The organism is Senegalimassilia faecalis (genome assembly GCF_004135645.1).
Lineage (GTDB): Bacteria > Actinomycetota > Coriobacteriia > Coriobacteriales > Eggerthellaceae > Senegalimassilia > Senegalimassilia faecalis.
On record NZ_SDPW01000001.1, the window covers coordinates 2,140,117 to 2,157,405 of the forward strand.

At 61.1% G+C, this 17,289-nt stretch carries 15 protein-coding genes; 11 read left to right on the forward strand and 4 right to left on the reverse strand.

All coding sequences use genetic code 11. The annotated features are described in order from the left end of the window. Positions 1-391 precede the first annotated feature (391 nt). A complete protein-coding gene (locus tag ET524_RS08900; RefSeq protein WP_129425107.1) occupies positions 392-724 on the forward strand; it encodes a winged helix-turn-helix transcriptional regulator in 333 nt (110 codons plus the stop codon). 346 nt (positions 725-1,070) lie between these two features. On the opposite strand, the gene ET524_RS08905 is transcribed toward ET524_RS08900, so the two are convergent. After that, positions 1,071-2,213, reverse strand: coding sequence for an aldo/keto reductase (locus ET524_RS08905; protein ID WP_129425109.1), 1,143 nt, complete (start codon positions 2,211-2,213; stop codon positions 1,071-1,073). Between the two features lie 91 nt (positions 2,214-2,304). Between ET524_RS08905 and ET524_RS08910 the strand changes: the two genes are divergently transcribed. The 9 genes from ET524_RS08910 to ET524_RS08950 all read left to right on the forward strand — a co-directional run bounded on the left by ET524_RS08910 (position 2,305) and on the right by ET524_RS08950 (position 14,117). Further along, positions 2,305-3,303, forward strand: coding sequence for a DMT family transporter (locus tag ET524_RS08910; protein WP_129425111.1), 999 nt, complete (start codon positions 2,305-2,307; stop codon positions 3,301-3,303). 416 nt (positions 3,304-3,719) lie between these two features. Further along, positions 3,720-4,496, forward strand: a complete 777-nt coding sequence (locus ET524_RS08915) for a dimethylarginine dimethylaminohydrolase family protein (protein ID WP_129425113.1) — start codon at positions 3,720-3,722, stop codon at positions 4,494-4,496. Between the two features lie 418 nt (positions 4,497-4,914). Beyond that, positions 4,915-6,612 carry a SulP family inorganic anion transporter gene (locus ET524_RS08920; RefSeq protein ID WP_129425115.1) on the forward strand — a complete coding sequence of 566 codons (1,698 nt, stop codon included), beginning with the start codon at positions 4,915-4,917 and terminating at the stop codon, positions 6,610-6,612. A gap of 361 nt (positions 6,613-6,973) precedes the next feature. Further along, a complete protein-coding gene (locus tag ET524_RS08925) occupies positions 6,974-8,032 on the forward strand; it encodes a PDDEXK family nuclease (RefSeq protein ID WP_129425117.1) in 1,059 nt (352 codons plus the stop codon). A gap of 674 nt (positions 8,033-8,706) precedes the next feature. Then, positions 8,707-9,216: a pyridoxamine 5'-phosphate oxidase family protein gene (locus ET524_RS08930; protein ID WP_129425119.1), complete on the forward strand. Its 510-nt coding sequence runs from the start codon at positions 8,707-8,709 to the stop codon at positions 9,214-9,216. A gap of 253 nt (positions 9,217-9,469) precedes the next feature. Continuing rightward, complete coding sequence (locus tag ET524_RS08935; protein ID WP_129425121.1) at positions 9,470-10,189, forward strand: class I SAM-dependent methyltransferase; 720 nt, start codon at positions 9,470-9,472, stop codon at positions 10,187-10,189. Positions 10,190-10,761: 572 nt separating this feature from the next. Further along, a complete protein-coding gene (gene proC, locus ET524_RS08940) occupies positions 10,762-11,553 on the forward strand; it encodes a pyrroline-5-carboxylate reductase (RefSeq protein ID WP_129425123.1) in 792 nt (263 codons plus the stop codon). Between the two features lie 347 nt (positions 11,554-11,900). Then, positions 11,901-12,767, forward strand: a complete 867-nt coding sequence (locus ET524_RS08945; RefSeq protein WP_201738753.1) for an SDR family oxidoreductase — start codon at positions 11,901-11,903, stop codon at positions 12,765-12,767. A gap of 9 nt (positions 12,768-12,776) precedes the next feature. Next, positions 12,777-14,117, forward strand: coding sequence for a dicarboxylate/amino acid:cation symporter (locus ET524_RS08950; protein WP_201738754.1), 1,341 nt, complete (start codon positions 12,777-12,779; stop codon positions 14,115-14,117). Positions 14,118-14,241: 124 nt separating this feature from the next. Here the strand turns inward: ET524_RS08950 and nrdG are convergent, their stop codons facing one another. Both nrdG and ET524_RS08960 read right to left on the reverse strand, forming a co-directional pair. Beyond that, positions 14,242-14,820: an anaerobic ribonucleoside-triphosphate reductase activating protein gene (gene nrdG, locus ET524_RS08955; protein ID WP_129425125.1), complete on the reverse strand. Its 579-nt coding sequence runs from the start codon at positions 14,818-14,820 to the stop codon at positions 14,242-14,244. Positions 14,821-14,910: 90 nt separating this feature from the next. Beyond that, positions 14,911-15,090, reverse strand: coding sequence for a hypothetical protein (locus ET524_RS08960; RefSeq protein WP_129425127.1), 180 nt, complete (start codon positions 15,088-15,090; stop codon positions 14,911-14,913). A gap of 187 nt (positions 15,091-15,277) precedes the next feature. On the opposite strand from ET524_RS08960, the gene ET524_RS08965 reads away from it, so the two are divergent. Then, a complete protein-coding gene (locus ET524_RS08965; RefSeq protein WP_161566664.1) occupies positions 15,278-15,862 on the forward strand; it encodes an NAD(P)H-dependent oxidoreductase in 585 nt (194 codons plus the stop codon). A gap of 685 nt (positions 15,863-16,547) precedes the next feature. Here ET524_RS08965 and ET524_RS08970 read toward each other — a convergent pair. Then, positions 16,548-17,195: a TorD/DmsD family molecular chaperone gene (locus ET524_RS08970; RefSeq protein ID WP_129425131.1), complete on the reverse strand. Its 648-nt coding sequence runs from the start codon at positions 17,193-17,195 to the stop codon at positions 16,548-16,550. Between the last annotated feature and the right edge of the window lie 94 nt (positions 17,196-17,289).

Below are 17,289 nucleotides of genomic sequence, written 5' to 3' on the forward strand. Positions count from 1 at the left end.
GGGCGTCTATAATGCATTTTCAGGAAACCCGCGCGGCGGCGGAAGAAGGCACTAATCTATTAGGTACGCATCTTTTGGTAAGTACCCCTTTCGCCAGTGCGAAGGACGCAAACGCCTGCTGGCACACAACACGCGCCAGCGCACGCCCTCGCATATGCCAAGCGCGCAGCAATGCCGAACCGCCTGGCCGGCCGACACGCCAGCGCAAGCCAGCCGGGCTCGCGCGCCAGCGCAGCAACCAACACCAGCACGCTGGGCGACCTCGCGATATGCTCGCCGGCCAGCGCATGCGCGCCCGCAGCGCACGCATGACAACGCCGTCGCGCGCCGCTGGTACGGCATAGACCGCAAGCCTTCGCAAGCCGCCCGCACGACGCAAGAAAGGAACGCCATGCTCACGAAAGAGGAACTGCCGCCCTGCCCCGTTGCCACCACGCTCATGCTCATCGGCAACAAGTGGAAGATCTTCATCATCCAGCAGCTGATGGACCGGCCGTTCCGCTTCGGAGAGTTGCGCCGCGCCATCCCCGGCATCAGCGAGAAAGTGCTCACGGACAACCTGCGCGCCATGGAGAAAGACGGCATCATCACGCGCACCGTCTTCCCCGAAGTGCCGCCGCGCACCGAATACGCCTTAAGCGAGCTGGGCAACACCATGCGCCCCATCATCGAAAGCATGGCCACGTGGGGCACCGGCTACCAGCAGCTCGTGCGCGAGCAGTAACGCGCACGAGGGCATCGCAATCCAAGCCCGCTTCCGCCGAGTTGCCCTTGACGCGTGCGGCCTCTAAGCATCAGGGCCGAAAACCACACGTCTTAGGCTTCGCAACCGCACGGCCAGGCGCCTTCGTTTTCCGACGCGCTCTCGCAAAACGCACTGCCCCGCGGCTTCGCGCGAAAACGCCACGCAGCGAATGCGCGCCCCCGTCGCGCAGCAGCACCCCCCGCGCGGCGAGCGCCTAACAACCCCGCATGCAAACGGTTGGGCGCATCACAGCGCCCAACCAAAAAGGTCCGAGGCACATGCCCCGGACCCTCTCGTTTTCGCTTCGTTTTCCCTCTTCACAGGCTTAATAGCCGAACAGCTCCGCTGCGTATTCCATGCGGCAGGCAATGCGCACGCCGAACGGGCAGTTGCGCTCACAGCAGCCGCAATCCAGGCAGTCGCCCGCGTGCGCCGACAGCGCCGCGTAATGGCCGGCCACCGATTCCGGCACCTCGTCGTGGACGCGCGCCAGATCGTAGAACTTGTTGACTTCCGCGATGTTGATGCCCACCGCGCACGGCTGGCAGTGCCCGCAGTAGATGCACTGGCCGAAATACGAGTGCGCCGGCGCGTGGGACAGCACGCGGCCGCAATTGCGTTCCCAGTCGGTTGCGGTTTCGTACGCCACGCATCCGGCCAGCTCATCGACGTTGCGATAGCCCGCCAGCACCGACGTCACCGCCGGGCGCGCCAGGCAATAGTCGATGCACTGCACCGGCGTCATGGCCACGCCGAACGGCGATTTCTCCGCATCAAGCAGCCGCCCGCCAGCGAACGGCTTCATCACCGCCAGCCCCACGTTGCGCTCTTCGCAGCGATGGTGCAGCTCCTGGCGGCGCGGGTCGATGTTCGACAGGTCGTCGCTGTAATGTTCGGCGAACATGGTGCTGATGTCCTCGGACGGCGGCAGCATGTCGAACGCAGGGTTGAGCGAGAACATGATCATGGCGATGTCGTCATAGTCGCATGCGGCAAGCGCCACGTCGGGGTTGTGCGTCGACAGGCCGATGTGGTCGATGTGGCCCGCCGCGCGCTCGGCGCGCACGTAGTCGATGAACGGGCCCGCCATGATTTCGGCGAACTCGGCCGTCGAGTCAACGTAATGGATAAGCCCCAGCTCAATGTGGCCGCCGAAGCAGTCAAGCAGGTATTCCCACGCCGGCACAACCTTGTCCATGTCGCGCGTGCGCACGTATTGGCCGTCCTGCCAAGTCGAGCCGAAATGCCCCTGCACGATCCACTGTTCGCGCTGCTCGCACACCGCATCGCCCAGCACACGGCGCACGGCCGGATCGGCCATCCAGCAGTCAACGATGTTCACGCCCGCCGCGGCCGCCGCGCGCGTCACCTCGCGCACCGCCTGCGCGTCGCCGCCCGGCATCCACTCGGCGCCGAAGCCGATTTCGCTGACTTTCAATCCCGTCTTCCCCAGCACGCGATAGTTCATGTGTTCCTCCGTGTACCTTTCGATTCTCTCCGCACACCAGGATACCGTCCATGCTCGCGCGCCACAACAATCCCGCGTATACTAATGTCCCATGGACATTGCAAGCAGGACATATCCTCTGGGCGTTTACCGCCTGGTACTGGTGTGCGCGGCCGCCATTTGGGGGCTGGGGTTCGTCATCGGCAAAGGGGCCATCGCAACCGTTGGCGCAACGTGGTTCACCGCCATTCGGTTCTTGGGCGCGGGCATCGTGCTGCTTATCATCCTGTTTCCCCACATCAAACGTCACTTCAACGCGCGCGTTCTTAAAGCAGGGTGCATCATCGGCCTGTTTTCGTTCCTGGGTTTCTGGACGCAGTTTTTAGGGCTCGGCATGACCACGCCGTCGAAAAACGCCTTCCTGAGCGCATGCTATTGCCTGACCGTCCCGTTTATCTGGTGGGTGGTTGCGCGGCGCCGGCCGGCAACAAAAACCCTGATCGCCGCCGCCGTTTGTACAATCGGCATTGCACTGGTGTCGCTGACTGACGGCTTTTCCATCAGCCTCGGCGACGGCGTCAGCGTCCTTTCCGCGTTCCTCTATGGCGCCGAGATCGTTGTCATCGGGCTGGTCATGCGCGACAACGACGTGCTGACCGTCACCGTCATCCAGCAATTCACCAGCGGCGTGCTTGCCCTTGCGCTTGCAGCAGCCACGCAGCCGGCACCTACCGCCGCGCAGGTGGCAACGCCCCAGTTCATCGGCGCGATGGCCTACGTGTGCGTGCTTTCGGCAGCGTTCGGCGCCGTTGCGCAAAACCTCGCGCAAGCACACGTGTCGCCCGCCGAGGCCGGCCTGCTCTGCTCGCTGGAAAGCGTGTTCTGCGCCCTGTTCAGCGTGGCATTTTTCGGCGAGATTCTTACGCCAAGGATGGCGCTGGGCTTCATGCTGATTTTCGGTTCGATTGCCATCACGCAGCTGGGCGACAAGGGTAGCCCCGAACACCAGGAGACAGCCGAAAGCGCGCCCGACGCATCGGCGGACGCCGCGAACGGCAGCACCCCTAACTCCCACCAGCGAAAACGCAATCGCGGCCGTATCGCCCGCTAGCATCGCGCAACCCAAACCAAACCCCCAACCCATCGCCAATCACCACAAACGGCAGCAGCCGTCGTGCCCTTTGATTCCCCAGTAATTCCCTATCATTCGCGAAGTGCGTAGGTTGTAGCCACTCTCCGCCCTCGCGCCAAAATCGCGACGCCATTTCCCAGGCATTTTGTCAACCTGCATCCACCGCCGCATACACCTTGACGCATCACCTACGCACTTCGCGAATAATAGGAGCCAGCTAGGAATTACCGCTCGCCAACAGCGCCCGAAATCGCAGTTAAAGCCCGCGCAGCCTTTTCTGCCGCGGCGCGCAAATGCGGGTATAATGCCATGCAAGCAGCTATCACAAACCCCGAACGCGACGCGCATAGCAAGCTGCCGGCGCGCCGAAGACATGTTTTCAAGGAGAGAGAAGCATGACGAAGTTCAACCACGTAATCATCCGCCGCCCGGGCAAGTCGCTGTGCGACGGCATCACCAGCGCTCCTGAACTGGGCAAACCCATGTACGAGCGCGCCATCGAGGAGCACTACGACTACGAGCACGCCCTTGAGCAGTGCGGCGTCGACGTCACCGTCCTGCCCGCGCTTGAGCAGTATCCCGACAGCTGCTTCGTTGAGGATCCGGCCGTCATCACGCGCTGCGGCGCCATCATCACCAACCCCGGCGCGGACAGCCGCAACGGCGAGAAGAACGAGATCGAGCCGGTCGTGCGCCGCTTCTTCGACGACGAGCATGTCAAGCACATTGAGGCCCCGGGCACGCTCGACGGCGGCGATGTCATGATGGTGGGCGACCACTTCTATGTCGGCCGTTCCGCGCGCACCAACGAAGAGGGCATCCGCCAGTTCTGCGAAATCCTGGCCGGCTGGGGTCTTGAGGGCTCCGAAGTGCCGCTTGAGGAGGTGCTGCATCTGAAGACGGGCGTGAACTACATCGAGGACAACAACATGCTGGTGTCCGGCGAGTTCATCGACAAGCCCGACTTTGCCCAGTACAACAAGGTGGTCGTGCCCGAGGACGAGGCCTACGGCGCGAACTGCATCTGGGTCAACGGCACCGTCATCGTGGCCGAGGGCTACCCCACCGTGCTCAAGGCCGTCCAGGACCTGGGCTACAAGACGCTGGTGGTGGACACCTCCGAGTACCGCAAGATCGACGGCGGCCTGTCCTGCCTGAGCCTGCGCTTCTAATCGCGCGCATTTCACCTGGGGAAACCGATTTCCGCGAAGCCCGCTGGCGAAAGCTAGCGGGCTTTTTTCGCCGCGGGCCGTCGCGTGTCATGCATGTGGCACGCGACGGCATAGCCCCTGGGGCGAGTTTGCGCGTCACACGCATGCGGCACACGGTCGGCGTAGCTGCGGGGGCCGCACAGCTGCAACCACGCGAACTCACCCGCACGAACGCAACCCGCAAGTTGACGATTTTGTGTACCCAACCGTCATCCGTTACTAAAGCGTTACCATAGTCAACCCTTGCAACCGCAAGGCAACAACTGAAAACGCGCATGTCCCGCCCGGGGCAACCTGGGCGGGACATTTTTTGTCTCCAAAGCCCGGCCCGGGCGGCAAGCGCGCCCGCAACCGCACAACCAGCAACGAAACGGAACCCATGCAGCACGACAAACTCAAGCCAATCCTGTTCAGCGTTATCAAACACACCGATAAAGAGGAGCTGCGCCGCCAAATCCCACGCGACATCGTGTCCGGCATCGTCGTAGCTATCGTGGCGCTGCCGCTTTCCATCGCGCTTGCCATCGCGTCAGGCGTCGGCCCTGAGCAGGGGCTTTACACGGCCATCGTCGCCGGCTTCCTTATTGCGCTGCTTGGCGGCAGCCGCGTGCAAATCTCTGGTCCCACCGCCGCGTTCGCCACCATCGTCGCTGGAATTGTTGCCACCGACGGCATCGACGGCCTTATCGCGGCGACCATCATCGCCGGCATTCTGCTGGTGCTCATGGGCCTGCTGAAGCTTGGCACGCTCATCCGCTTCGTGCCGTACACCATTACGACGGGCTTCACGGCCGGCATCGCCGTCACCATCGTGATTGGCCAGGTCAAAGACCTGCTTGGTCTCACGTACCCCGCCGGCACCACCACCATCGAAACCGCCGACAAGCTTGCCGCCATCGGCGCCAACATCGCCACCATCAATGGGCAGGCGCTGCTGGTCGGCGCCGTGTGCCTTGCCATCCTCATCGTGTGGCCGCGCGTGTCCCGCCGCATCCCCGGCTCGCTTGTGGCCGTCATCGTCGGCGCGGCCATGGTTGGCGCCTTCAACCTGAACGTCAACACCATCGGCGACCTGTACACCATCAACACCGGCCTTCCCACGCTTCACGTTCCCCAACTTGACCTGGTCCTTTTCCGCGATGAACTCGCCAACGGCATCACCATCGCCATCCTGGCCGCCATCGAGTCGCTGCTGTCGTGCGTCGTCGCCGACTCCATGATCAGCTCGCACCACCGCTGCAACATGGAGCTGGTGGCGCAAGGCGTCGGCAACATCGGCTCCGTGCTGTTCGGCGGCATCCCCGCCACCGGCGCCATCGCGCGCACGGCCGCCAACGTGAAAAGCGGCGGCCGCACGCCCATCGCCGGCATGGTGCACGCCGTCGTGCTGCTGGTGGTGCTGGTGTTCCTTATGCCCTACGCCGCGCTCATTCCCATGCCCACCATCGCGGCCATCCTGCTGCAAGTTGCCTACAACATGTCGGGCTGGCGCAACTTCGCGCACCTGTGCCGCACCGCGTCGCGCGGCGCCGTGGCCACACTGGTGCTCACGTTCGCGCTCACCATCGTGTTTGACCTGGTCACAGCCATTGCCGTGGGCATGCTGATCACCATGGCGCTGTTCATGAAGATGGTCAGCGAAGAAACCGAAGTGAAAGGCTGGAAATACTACTGCGACGAGAACTCCGAGGTTACGCACCTGCGCGAGCTGCCGAAAAGCGTGCGCGTGTACGAGATCAACGGCCCGATGTTCTTCGGCATGACCGACCGCATCTCCGACATCTCGGTGAAGGATTTCACGAAATACCTAATCATCCGCATGCGCGGTGTGCCGTCGCTTGACGCAACGGGCATGAACGCGCTTGAGAACCTGTACGATTATTGCAGCGAAAACGGCGTTCGGCTCATTTTCAGCCACGCGAACGAGCAGCCGATGAAAACGATGCGCCGCGCCGGATTCGTCGACCTGATCGGCGAAGAGCACTTCCGCCCGAACATCGACGACGCCATCGCCCACGCCCGCGCGCTGCTTGAGGCCGAACGCGAGCAAAAGCAGGCCGCAAAGTCCGCCGCGTAACGGCAAGCGCAAGGGCGTAGGGGCCACAAACGGCGCAAGCGGAACGTACCATCTGCCGCAGCACGGCAGATTGACGAAGGCAGGCAGAGCGATTACCCCTCGCTTACCCGCCTCGTTGCCGCAGGTGAAACAGCAAGAACGCCAGGGGGGGTCAATGCCAAAACGAGCTTCGCACGAGTAGCCAACCCCTTTCGTTTCTCAACCTCGCGGGCTTCCTCCTTTCCCAAACCCCTCACGTCAAATCGCTCATGACTGCCCACCAGCACGCGAAACCTTGCCGCTCTGCTCGCAATGGGTAACGCGTTGGCAACCGTTTCGCGTCGCGGCGCCGAAGCCCGCAATCATCGCGTATAGTTCGCCCATGGAAGAAACCTTATGCGACATATCAGCGTTCCACCTGCACCGCACACCGCCGCAGGTGCTCGCGCTAATGCCCACAGTTCCCGCAGCTCAAACCGACAAAACCCGCAACAGACTTAAGCGCCACCCCTTGGTGCGGCACGTGGTCGGGCCAACCATTCACTTTATGGTCACCAACCGCCGCAAGCGCTCGAGCGCAAAATGCATCCGATCGCACCTTGCCTCCACCGAGCTTCCATTCGGCTGCGTTCAGACTACTGACCTTGGCATCAACGTTACATCGCCCCTGTTCACGCTGCTGCAACTAGCGCAACATCTCTCGGAAGAGCACCTTGCGATGGCCATGTACGAGTTCTGCGGCACGTTTTCCGTGTTCAAACCCTCGACCGAAATCGAAGACCTGCTTGCCACCGCGCAACAAGCCGGCACACTGCCGGCGAACAGCTGGCGGCGAGTCACCGGACAAGACGGTAAACCCACCAGCCTTTGGCAACGCAGCCCGCTCATCAGCCTTGACGAGCTACGCCAGTTCGCGGTGGCCACGAAGGGCATGCGCGGCAACCGACGCTTCGCAAAAGCGGCGAAAACCGTAACGGGCGCAACCGCCTCGCCCTTTGAGGCACAAACATCCATTTTGCTGACCCAATCCCGCCGCAAAGGCGGCGAGGGCTTCCCGGCATTTACCAATAACCAGCGCATTGCGCTTTCCCCCGCCGCATCTATGCTGGCAAATCGCAGCACCTGTTATGCCGACCTGCTGTTTGACCAGCGTAAAGGCAAGAAGCCGCTCATTATCGAGTGCCAGGGGCGCATCGCGCACGACAACACCGCGTCGGCAGTGTCCGACGCCAACCGCACCGTAGCCTTGCAGCACATGGGCTACGAAGTCGTGTTGCTTTCATACGAGCAGATTGCACTGGCCGATCGGTTCGACGCCGTCAAGCGGCTCTTAGCAAGCCACCTCGGCATCACCTACCGCCGCAAAACTAAAAACCTGCGCAAACGAGAGCACGACCTGCGCCGCAACATCTTCATCAACTGGGAAACACTAGCCGCCTAACCACGCCAAGTTAGCGTCCGCCTGCGCACGCCCGGCGCCCACACCGCCGGCAGAGAGCGACTCCTACCCCCCACCACGCCACAAATAAGAAGCATCTGCGCTTTCGAACGCCAAACATCTCAAGCAGATGCTCCAAGAACGATTATTAGCAAAACGCCTAATCAGAACGCTACTGAGGCAGCTCTCTTCTATTCCGCTGTTCTCGGCAATCCACGCATCAACATGCTGGCAGCCTCCATCATCAGCAAATTCAAGCCAATGAAGCGCCACTTTGCTTTTCTCGCGCCACATTCAAAAGCAGAGATGCCAAACAAACCGCAACGTTCCCCCTCGTTCGGCCCATTCCTCTCTATGTCAAATTCCCACCACTTTCCTTTCGTTCGCGAAGTGCGTAGGTATTTCAACCTCCGCTCGCGATACCCGTTTCCACATCGCCGCCATCTGGCCTTTTCCCGTAAAGCAACCTCGCCAAACCCCTGTATATGCGCTTTCGCGAAATCAACCTACGCACTTCGCGCATCTTTTGATGCCCGGAGTGCACCCGACCGCCTTTCGCGCTCCATCAACCCCAGGCAACGCCGTCGGTGGCACGCGGATAAGGCCCTGGCTAACACGATTCCCCATTTGCCCGCTCGACAAAAAGCGCGATAATCAACCAAAGAAAGGGGCATATCATGAATGAGTGCGAATATGAAGCAGCGGCAGGCTACTGGACTAGCAAGGAAAACGATGCGACGCGTATGCCGGATGAACAGCTCAAAGAGGCCATTGACGACTTTCTAACCTCGCATAACACCTGTGCGCTCGCCTGCGCCTCGGGCGATTTTGTGCGATGCACACCGCTTGAGTACGCCTATCGCGATGGCGCGATTTGGATCTTTTCGGAAGGCGGTCTGAAATTCGCGGCGCTCGAGCACAACAAGAACGTGTGCCTTGCTATCTACGAGCCGTATGCCGGATTCGGAACGCTTGCAAGTGCCCAGGTCACTGGCGTTGCGAAAATCGTCGACCCCGACAGCGCAGAGTTCGCCGACGCCGCCAGCGCGAAAGGCATCAAGCCTGCCATGCTCGACAAAATCAAAACTATGCTGCACCTAATTAAGGTCACGCCCACCAGCATCGATTACCTGGCCAGCAACCTTAAGGAGCTGGGCTTCGATTCGCGGCAGCACCTCGATTGCTAGCTGGTGCTGCCCGGCCAATCGCTCGCTACTGTTGCGCGCGATTGGCCGAGCGCATACAATACCGGCAAGCGACAAAGAAAAGCTTTGTCGCAATCAATTTCAAGGGGATGTCTTTTTGGTCCCTGTTCTTTAGAGAACGCTAAGCAAATAGCCTGGTCAGAAGGCTGCGATAAGCAGGTCTAAGGTTTTTGCGGCGTTCTTTTGACCCCTATGTCAAAACCAAGCTATCAACCAATGAGAACAGGACACCATCATGCATTTCCCAAAAGCGAACAGCTTCGAGTCTGCAATCGTACAATCTAAAATCATGGGTCCCACCCCGCTAAAGCTCTGCGAGGAGTTGCTCCTTGAAGCCGACCTCCCTGCAGGCAGCCGCATTTGCGACCTCGGGTCGGGCACCGGCATTACCAGCGTTATGCTTGCGCGCGAATACGGCCTGGATACCTATGCCGTTGATCTGTGGAGCGACCCTGCGGAAAACCACGCGTTTTTCCGCAGCATGAAGGTTCCTGAACAGGGGATACATCCCGTGAAGGCCGATGCAACGCAGGGACTGCCGTTCCCGCACGGCTTCTTCGATGCCGTGGTGAGCATCGACTCCTACAACTACTACGGCCGCGATGCGCACTACCTCGGCGAAAAGCTGCTGCCCTACGTGAAGCAAGGTGGCATGCTGTACCTGTCTATCCCCGGCATGGTGCGCGATTGCCATGACGATTTGCCTGCATGCCTGCTTGAATCTTTGACACCTGAGCAGCTTGCATACATGCACGATATCCCCTGGTGGCGGAGCATGATTGGGCAAACCCCCGGCGTTCAGATTCTCGACATGCACCCCATGACATCCACGGCAGAAGCCTGGGCCGATTGGGTCGCCTGCGACAACCCCTATGCAGCAGGCGATCGCGCAGCCGTTAAGGCCGGCGCGCTCGAGTGCCTCAACACCATCGCGATAACGCTTCGCAAGCAATAGGGGCAAGTGGGCCGGCAGGGTTTCCTGCCGGCCCACTTTTTTCATGCTGCGCATTTTGAGAAATGCGGTTTCGTAGCAGTTTAGCTACGTTGAACCCCGGCGGCGGTAGCCATCGCGGCGAAATTCGTCGTGCCGGCACCCATCGATCTTGCCATTTGCCCTTGAGAAAACTTGGACGCAACAAAACATGCGTGAAGTGCGTAGGTTGCGAAAGGGAGAGCACGCCGACCACCGCACTTCGACGCCAAAACCGCAGGGAAACCGCCCTTCGTGTCGAAATCTCCGAATGAACCTACGCACATGGCGCCCGTTCGAAACAAGCCGACTAAAATCTTGATGCCGAACGAGGTTTACCTACGCACTTGACGCACGTTCGAAACGAAGTCTTTACCTTGCAGGGATTACAATGGTTTTTGCAGGCAAACCGCCGCTGCCACCCAACTGCTCTGCGCTCAAGCGTGGGTTCGCAGCAGCGAAGCAGCCCGCCCCAAAGCGAAATCATCGACCTATCGGCGAAAGAGAGCATCTGCGCCGGAAACGCTCAAATGCAAGCGCTCAGCAAAAGGAGAACCATGGACGCGAAAACTGCACGCATCGGATTCATTGGGTTTGGAAATATGGCCCAGGCAATGGCGAAAGGCCTGGCAGAGCACGCGAATGTTGCAGGCGATCGCATCACCGCCTGCGCCGCGCATTACGACAAGCTTCAGGCCAGCTGCGCCGCGCTGGGCGCGACGCCGGTGCACACCGCAGCCGAAGTCGCCGAAGCAAGCGACCTGATCATCGTTGCCGTGAAGCCGCACATGGTTGTTGACGTGCTTGCACCGGCGCGCGAAGCGCTTGCGGGCAAGGCCGTGGTCTCGGTTGCCGCCGGGCTGCTGTTCGACTTCTACGACGAGCTGCTCGGGCAAGAAAGCCACCACCTGTCCACCATCCCGAACACGCCCATTGCCGTTGGCTGCGGCGTAATCGCCTGCGAGCAAAAACACTCTTTGACCTGCGACGAATGGGACACGTTCACGCAGCTGTTCAGCCCGATCGCGCTCATCGAGCCTGTGGCGGGAAACCTGCTGTCCACTGCATCGGCCGTTGCCGGGTGCGGGCCGGCCTTTGCCGCCATGTTCCTTGAATCGCTTGCCGACGGCGCCGTGAAGAACGGCCTGCCACGCGCCACCGCGTACCGCCTGGCCGCGCAGATGATGGCCGGCACCGCACAGCTGCACCTGGCAGAGGGCACGCATCCCGGCGCCATGAAGGACGCCGTCTGCTCGCCGGGCGGCACCACCATCAAGGGCGTCGCCGCGCTGGAGGCGGCTGGCCTGCGCAACGCCGTGATCAGCGCCGTAGATGCCACGCTGCAGTAAAGGCAAGCGCGACCTGCGAAAACGAAGATACCAACAAGCGCAACCGTAAAGACCGGTTCAAACCGCAACAGGCGCCCTGACAGCCGCACGCATTGCCCTTAAGCCACCGCACAAACTGCAAAGCATTTCGGTTTCGTTTCGGTCTACATGCACCCCACGTAACAGCGCAAGCAGGGGTAAAATAAACACGTTTGTATATTGAATCCGTTCGTGCGCGAAGCACCAAGCCGCACAACCAACCGGCAGGCTGTGCGCGGCCGAAGGCGCCACAACCTGGCCAAACACCAGCGCCGCTACGCTATGCCCACCAAGGCACGTGCACGAGCACCAAGCAAAGGAGCAGCCCCATGAGATTGGGTCCCCAAGAAACCGTATGGATTGCCGGCGCCGCCGGCCGCATGGGCCAAGCCATCGAGCACGCGCTCGACCACAGCCGCTACAAAGTGGTCACCACCGACGCCGAAATCGACGTCACCGACCTGCACGAAATCATGAACTACGCCGAATCGTATCGCCCCGACTTCGTCATCAACTGCGCCGCGCTGGCCAGCCGCACCGAGGCGGACGAAGACCCCGACAAGGCCTACAAGGTCAACGCGCTCGGCGCGCGCAACCTGGCCATCGCCAGCAACGGTGTGGGCGCCACGCTGGTGCACCTGTCCACCGACGACCTGTTCCCGGAAAACGCCGACCATGCGTTCAACGAGTTCGACGTCACGAACCCGCCGCATGTGTACGGCAAGTCGAAGCAGGCCGGCGAGCGCTTCGTGCGCGAGCTGTGCCAGCGCCACATCATCGTGCGCTCCAGCTGGGTGTACACCGCCCAGCCCAACGACCTGCTTGGCCGCGCCCTCAAAGCGTCGGCGCAAGGCAAAACCGTGCCCGTCCCCGCCAACCAGTTCGCCTGCCCCACGTCGGCCGACACATTCGCGCGCTTCGTCCTGGCCGTCATGGAGTCAGACGAGTTCGGCACGTTCCACGCCGCCTGCACGGGCGTGACCAGCCGCTTCGAGTTCTTCGAGCGCGCATTCACGCTTGCCGGCCAGCCCACGGGCAACCTGCGCGGCACCGCGAACCCGCGCCAGGGTTACCGCATCGAGCTCGACGACATGATGGCGCGCCTCACCGGCGTTTTCGCCATGCCCACCTGGGAAGACGACCTTGCCGCCTTCACCGCCGAACACGACCTGGCCGCGCTGGCCTGCGCAGAATAGGGGCGCCGCATGTCCACCAAAATCAACATGGGCGAAAAGCCCAAGCGCTTGCACATCGGGCTGACCGGCGCCATCCTCATCGCGCTTCTGCTCGGCCTTGTCTGCGGCGTGATCTTCCACTACCTGGTGCCGGCCGGCACCATCCGCGACGACGTGTTCGTCAATGGCATCTTCTACATGGTTGGCCAGGGCTTCATCCGCCTGATGCAGATGCTGGTGGTGCCGCTGGTGTTCTGCTCGATCGTGTGCGGCGCGTCGTCCATCGGCGACACGAAAACGCTTGGCACCATCGGCCTGAAAACGCTGGCGTTCTACCTATGCACCACCGCGCTTGCCGTGTCCGTAGCGCTGAGCGTGGCGAACCTTATCAACCCCGGCCGCGGCGTGGACATGTCCAGCCTGGTCGCCGGCGACACCTCGTCGCTTTCAAGCAGCACGTCCACCGACGTCTCGTTCGCCGACACGCTGCTGAACATCATCCCGAAGAACCCCATCCAGGCGCTGGCATCGGGCGATATGCTGGCCATCATCTTCTTCGCCCTGTTCATCGGCATCATCCTGTCCATGATGGGCCGCAAGGTCGAGGTGGTGCACCGCTTCTTCGAGCAGTTCAACGATATCATGATGAAGATGACCTCTCTGGTCATGTACGTGGCGCCCATCGGCGTGTTTTGCCTGCTGGCACGCACGTTCGCCAACATCGGCTTCGACGCGTTCCTGCCCATGGTGAAGTACATGCTCGGCGTGTTGTTGGCGCTGGCCGTGCAGTGCCTGGTGGTGTACATGCTGCTGCTGTTCCTGCTGGCCCGCGTGAACCCCGTGAAGTTCCTGAAGAAGTTCATCTCCGTGATGATGTTCGCGTTCTCCACGGCCACGTCGAACGCCACCATCCCGCTGAACATCGAGACGCTGGAGAAGAAGATGGGCGTCGACCGCCGCATCTCGTCGTTCACCATCCCGCTGGGAGCCACCATCAACATGGACGGTACGTCCATCATGCAGGGCGTGGCCGTGGTGTTCACGGCGCAGCTGTTCGGCGTGCAGCTGGGGCCCATGGAGTATGCAACGGTTATCGCCACGGCAACGCTGGCGTCCATTGGCACGGCTGGCGTCCCGTCCGTGGGACTTATCACGCTGTCGATGGTGTTCAACTCCGTGGGGCTGCCGCTTGAGGGCATCGCACTGATCATGGGCATCGACCGCATCCTGGACATGACCCGCACCGCCGTGAACATCACGGGCGACGCCGTGTGCACCACCGTGGTTGCCAAGCAGGCCGGTCGCATGAACCTTGACGTGTTCAACGACCCGCACGCAGGTCAGGAGCTTGACGACGTGAAAGCGGCGTAAACGGAGCGCCCCGCACGAATCCCGACCGAATAGCACGGGCCGCATCGCCAACGCCTGGCGATGCGGCCCGTTTTCTGTTGCAAGTTTTCACGCTCCGGCGGCTAGCGCCAGGCGCCAACCGCGCCTACTCAGCCGGTTCCTTCGCGTTCGGCGCAACCATCACATGGCTGGTGAACTGTGGGTCGTCGCGCCACGGGACCACCTTGTCGCCGGCAAGCGTGGCCGGCAGGTCGATGATGCGCTGGTTCGACGAGCCGCGGAAGCGCAGCGTGATGTCGTGGTGCGCCTGCACGAACGGACCGTCCACCAGCACATCGATAGCAGCCAGCAGCCGATCGGTCACCTCGGTATGGCGCGGGCTATCGGGATTGCGCAGGTCATCCAGCGAATCGCCCGTGTAGCACCAAATGGACTTGCCGGGATACGTCTGCCGCACGCGCTCCACGAAGTCCACCAGCGCGCGCTGGTTCTCCGGCTCCATCGGCTCGCCGCCAAGCAGCGACAGGCCATCAACATATTCCGGCGCCAGGCTTTCAACGATCTTGTCCTGCACCTCGCGCGAGAACGGCTTGCCCGCCGTGAAATCCCACTGGTCGGGGTTGAAGCAGCCCGGGCACCCATGACGGCACCCCGACACGAACAGGCTGGTGCGCACGCCCTCGCCGTTGGCGATATCGAAATATTTGATCTCCGAGTAGTTCATGCTCCCCCGCTTTCGAAGATTCGTTTGCAAACCAAAGGTTTCACGCTCCATCATGAAGCTTTCTGCCGCCGGGCGCAACCTACCCGCCGTTTACTGGCCATTTTGCGCCATTTGGGCAGGCCGCCGCGCCAATTCGCCCTCGTGAGCCTGCAGCAGATCGCACAGGTTCACATGCAAGCCGCGATAGTCGGGGCACGCGCGCTCAAGCACGGCAACACTGCTTTCGAACGTGAAGGATGCGGTCGCACCGACAACCCCAAAAACATCCATCGCATACTCCTTTCCCAAAATGCGGTTAAGGCTTAATACCACTTTGAACAGGCAAAACAAGACTGATAATCAACGGAGGAATCTGGTAATGTATGAAACATCTCAAAGCAGCAAAACCGCTGTTTGTCCACGTTTCGGTCTGTGCTATGGTGAATTGCGAACCCCGCATCCGACCGAAAGGACCCCTATGAAAAAGCTGCTCTACATCGACAGTTGTGTGCTGCGTGAAACTTCGAACACCAGGAAAATCGCCGATGCGGTGGTGGCAAACTTGCAGCAAACAGGCGAATACGTCACCGAGCAACTGGTGCTTGAGAAGCTCGACCTGCGCCCGTTCACGTCCGAAACGCTCGCCCATCGAAACCAGCTGCGCCACGCGGAAAACTACGACGATGCCATGTTCGACCTGGCCCATCAGTTCGCCGAGGCCGACGTCATTGTTGTTGCGGCGCCATTCTGGGACGGCAGCTACCCGGCGCTTTTGAAGGTGTACCTTGAGCACATAAGCGTCACGGGCATCGTGAACCGCTACACCGACCACGGGCCTGTCGGCCAGTGCCGCGGCCAGAAGCTGTACTACGTCACCACCCGCGGCGGCCTTGCCACCGACGAACAAGATCTTGGCTGGCAAAACATAAAGGCCCTGTGCCACGTATATGGCATTGACCAGGCTGAATGCATCAGCGTCAACGGCACCGACATCCCCACCACCAACGTCGAGCAAGCCGTAGCCGACGCTATTGCCAGCATCCCCGAGCGCATCGGCCGCTAAGCTACCAGCAACCACATAACCGCACATGAGGAGAGGCGCCCACGGGCGCCTCTCCTCATGTTCACGCCAGGTCCGCGCTCATCAAAACGCCCAACACCACACCCAATCGCACCAATTGCGCCAACCTCACGACGCATCACCCCCCAAGTCCCAGCACAAACTATCGCGAAGTGCGTAGGTTGAACAGCATATGGCAGCAAGCCCCCAAACACGCCAATCTGCGACCTGGCGTTTTGCTAGCACCGCATGCCCACCCTGCAGACAATGCGCTTCAACCTACGCACTTGGCGATAGTTCCCAATAGCAGCAAAAAATGCGAGCCACAAGGCAAACGCCCTAAGCGCCAGGTAACTAATCTCCTTTTCGAAGTCGAAGCCAAAAACGCAGGCCATCATCTCGCATGCAAACTATCGCCAAGTGCGTAGGTTGGTGACCACAATTGCTCAACCCACTACGCCGGCAACCGACAACCTGGGGTTTTCCCGGCGCCGCGCGCCGGCTCTGCCGACAGCACACCTCAACCTACGCACATCGCGGTAGTTTCAGCAAAAAATGAGGGCGCGGCGGAGGCAACAACCTCCGCCGCGCCCTCTTGTGCCGCAGCGTTGGAACTCAACAGCCGGTGAACACCTCGCGAACAGTCGCGCGCTCTTAGCAGGCAGGCATTCACCTCGCAAGCCAAGCGTTACGCAACCTGCCATTCAAACAAAGCACGTACGCAATCGAGCACATGCACGAAATAGCCGTCAGGTCGCGAAGCCGCCACTTTGTCGTAAAACCGGCCAATCCAGCAAAGTGGATGCTCGCGCGCAAAGCGCTCAAGCTCCTCAACCTGCGCATCCGCCGAACCACACGTCGAGCGTTGCGCATCCGCAATACGCCGGCACAGCTCGGACAAATACAGCAGCTCGATTCCCAGATGATCCTCGAACTGGTTGCTGGAACCGCATTGCGCCAACCCCACCGCGCGCAAGCGCTCGCGCATCTGATATGTTGCCTCGCCGAAACCAACATGCGATCCCACCGGCCCATTTGCCGATTCCCACGGAGGCGCCGCCGGCGAAGGAGGCCCGACAAACAAATGTGTGAACTCAACGGAAACACGTTGCACCAGCTCATCGCGCGAACAATCACCTGCCGCCCGCTCTGCCCACGCAGCGCAATCCAGCGCCGGGCGCGCAATCGCACCGCCAAGCAGTCCGGCCAAATCATGCCAAAACGCCGGGTCAAGCCCAACCGTTTCCGTGCGATTCATGGGGCTGAGCAGGCTGTTCCCGAAAAACGCGTACAGCTGCCCTAAAGTTCGCCACTCATCGCAATCCAGCACTCGCATATCAAGCTCCCTTGCTATCACGAATCATTACAGCCCTACGCAATAAGCCGTAGAATCAACACCCAGCAGCGCGCCAAACGAAGCTTTCAAGGCG

Coding starts and splice junctions, on each gene's coding strand:
- ET524_RS08905 (WP_129425109.1), bottom strand. CDS start 2,213: ATGAACTATCGCGTGCTGGGGAAGACGGGATTGAAAGTCAGCGAAATC.
- ET524_RS08935 (WP_129425121.1), top strand. CDS start 9,470: ATGCATTTCCCAAAAGCGAACAGCTTCGAGTCTGCAATCGTACAATCT.
- proC (WP_129425123.1), top strand. CDS start 10,762: ATGGACGCGAAAACTGCACGCATCGGATTCATTGGGTTTGGAAATATG.
- ET524_RS08915 (WP_129425113.1), top strand. CDS start 3,720: ATGACGAAGTTCAACCACGTAATCATCCGCCGCCCGGGCAAGTCGCTG.
- ET524_RS08945 (WP_201738753.1), top strand. CDS start 11,901: ATGAGATTGGGTCCCCAAGAAACCGTATGGATTGCCGGCGCCGCCGGC.
- ET524_RS08930 (WP_129425119.1), top strand. CDS start 8,707: ATGAATGAGTGCGAATATGAAGCAGCGGCAGGCTACTGGACTAGCAAG.
- ET524_RS08970 (WP_129425131.1), bottom strand. CDS start 17,195: ATGCGAGTGCTGGATTGCGATGAGTGGCGAACTTTAGGGCAGCTGTAC.
- ET524_RS08950 (WP_201738754.1), top strand. CDS start 12,777: ATGTCCACCAAAATCAACATGGGCGAAAAGCCCAAGCGCTTGCACATC.
- ET524_RS08960 (WP_129425127.1), bottom strand. CDS start 15,090: ATGGATGTTTTTGGGGTTGTCGGTGCGACCGCATCCTTCACGTTCGAA.
- ET524_RS08900 (WP_129425107.1), top strand. CDS start 392: ATGCTCACGAAAGAGGAACTGCCGCCCTGCCCCGTTGCCACCACGCTC.
- nrdG (WP_129425125.1), bottom strand. CDS start 14,820: ATGAACTACTCGGAGATCAAATATTTCGATATCGCCAACGGCGAGGGC.
- ET524_RS08920 (WP_129425115.1), top strand. CDS start 4,915: ATGCAGCACGACAAACTCAAGCCAATCCTGTTCAGCGTTATCAAACAC.
- ET524_RS08910 (WP_129425111.1), top strand. CDS start 2,305: ATGGACATTGCAAGCAGGACATATCCTCTGGGCGTTTACCGCCTGGTA.
- ET524_RS08965 (WP_161566664.1), top strand. CDS start 15,278: ATGAAAAAGCTGCTCTACATCGACAGTTGTGTGCTGCGTGAAACTTCG.
- ET524_RS08925 (WP_129425117.1), top strand. CDS start 6,974: ATGGAAGAAACCTTATGCGACATATCAGCGTTCCACCTGCACCGCACA.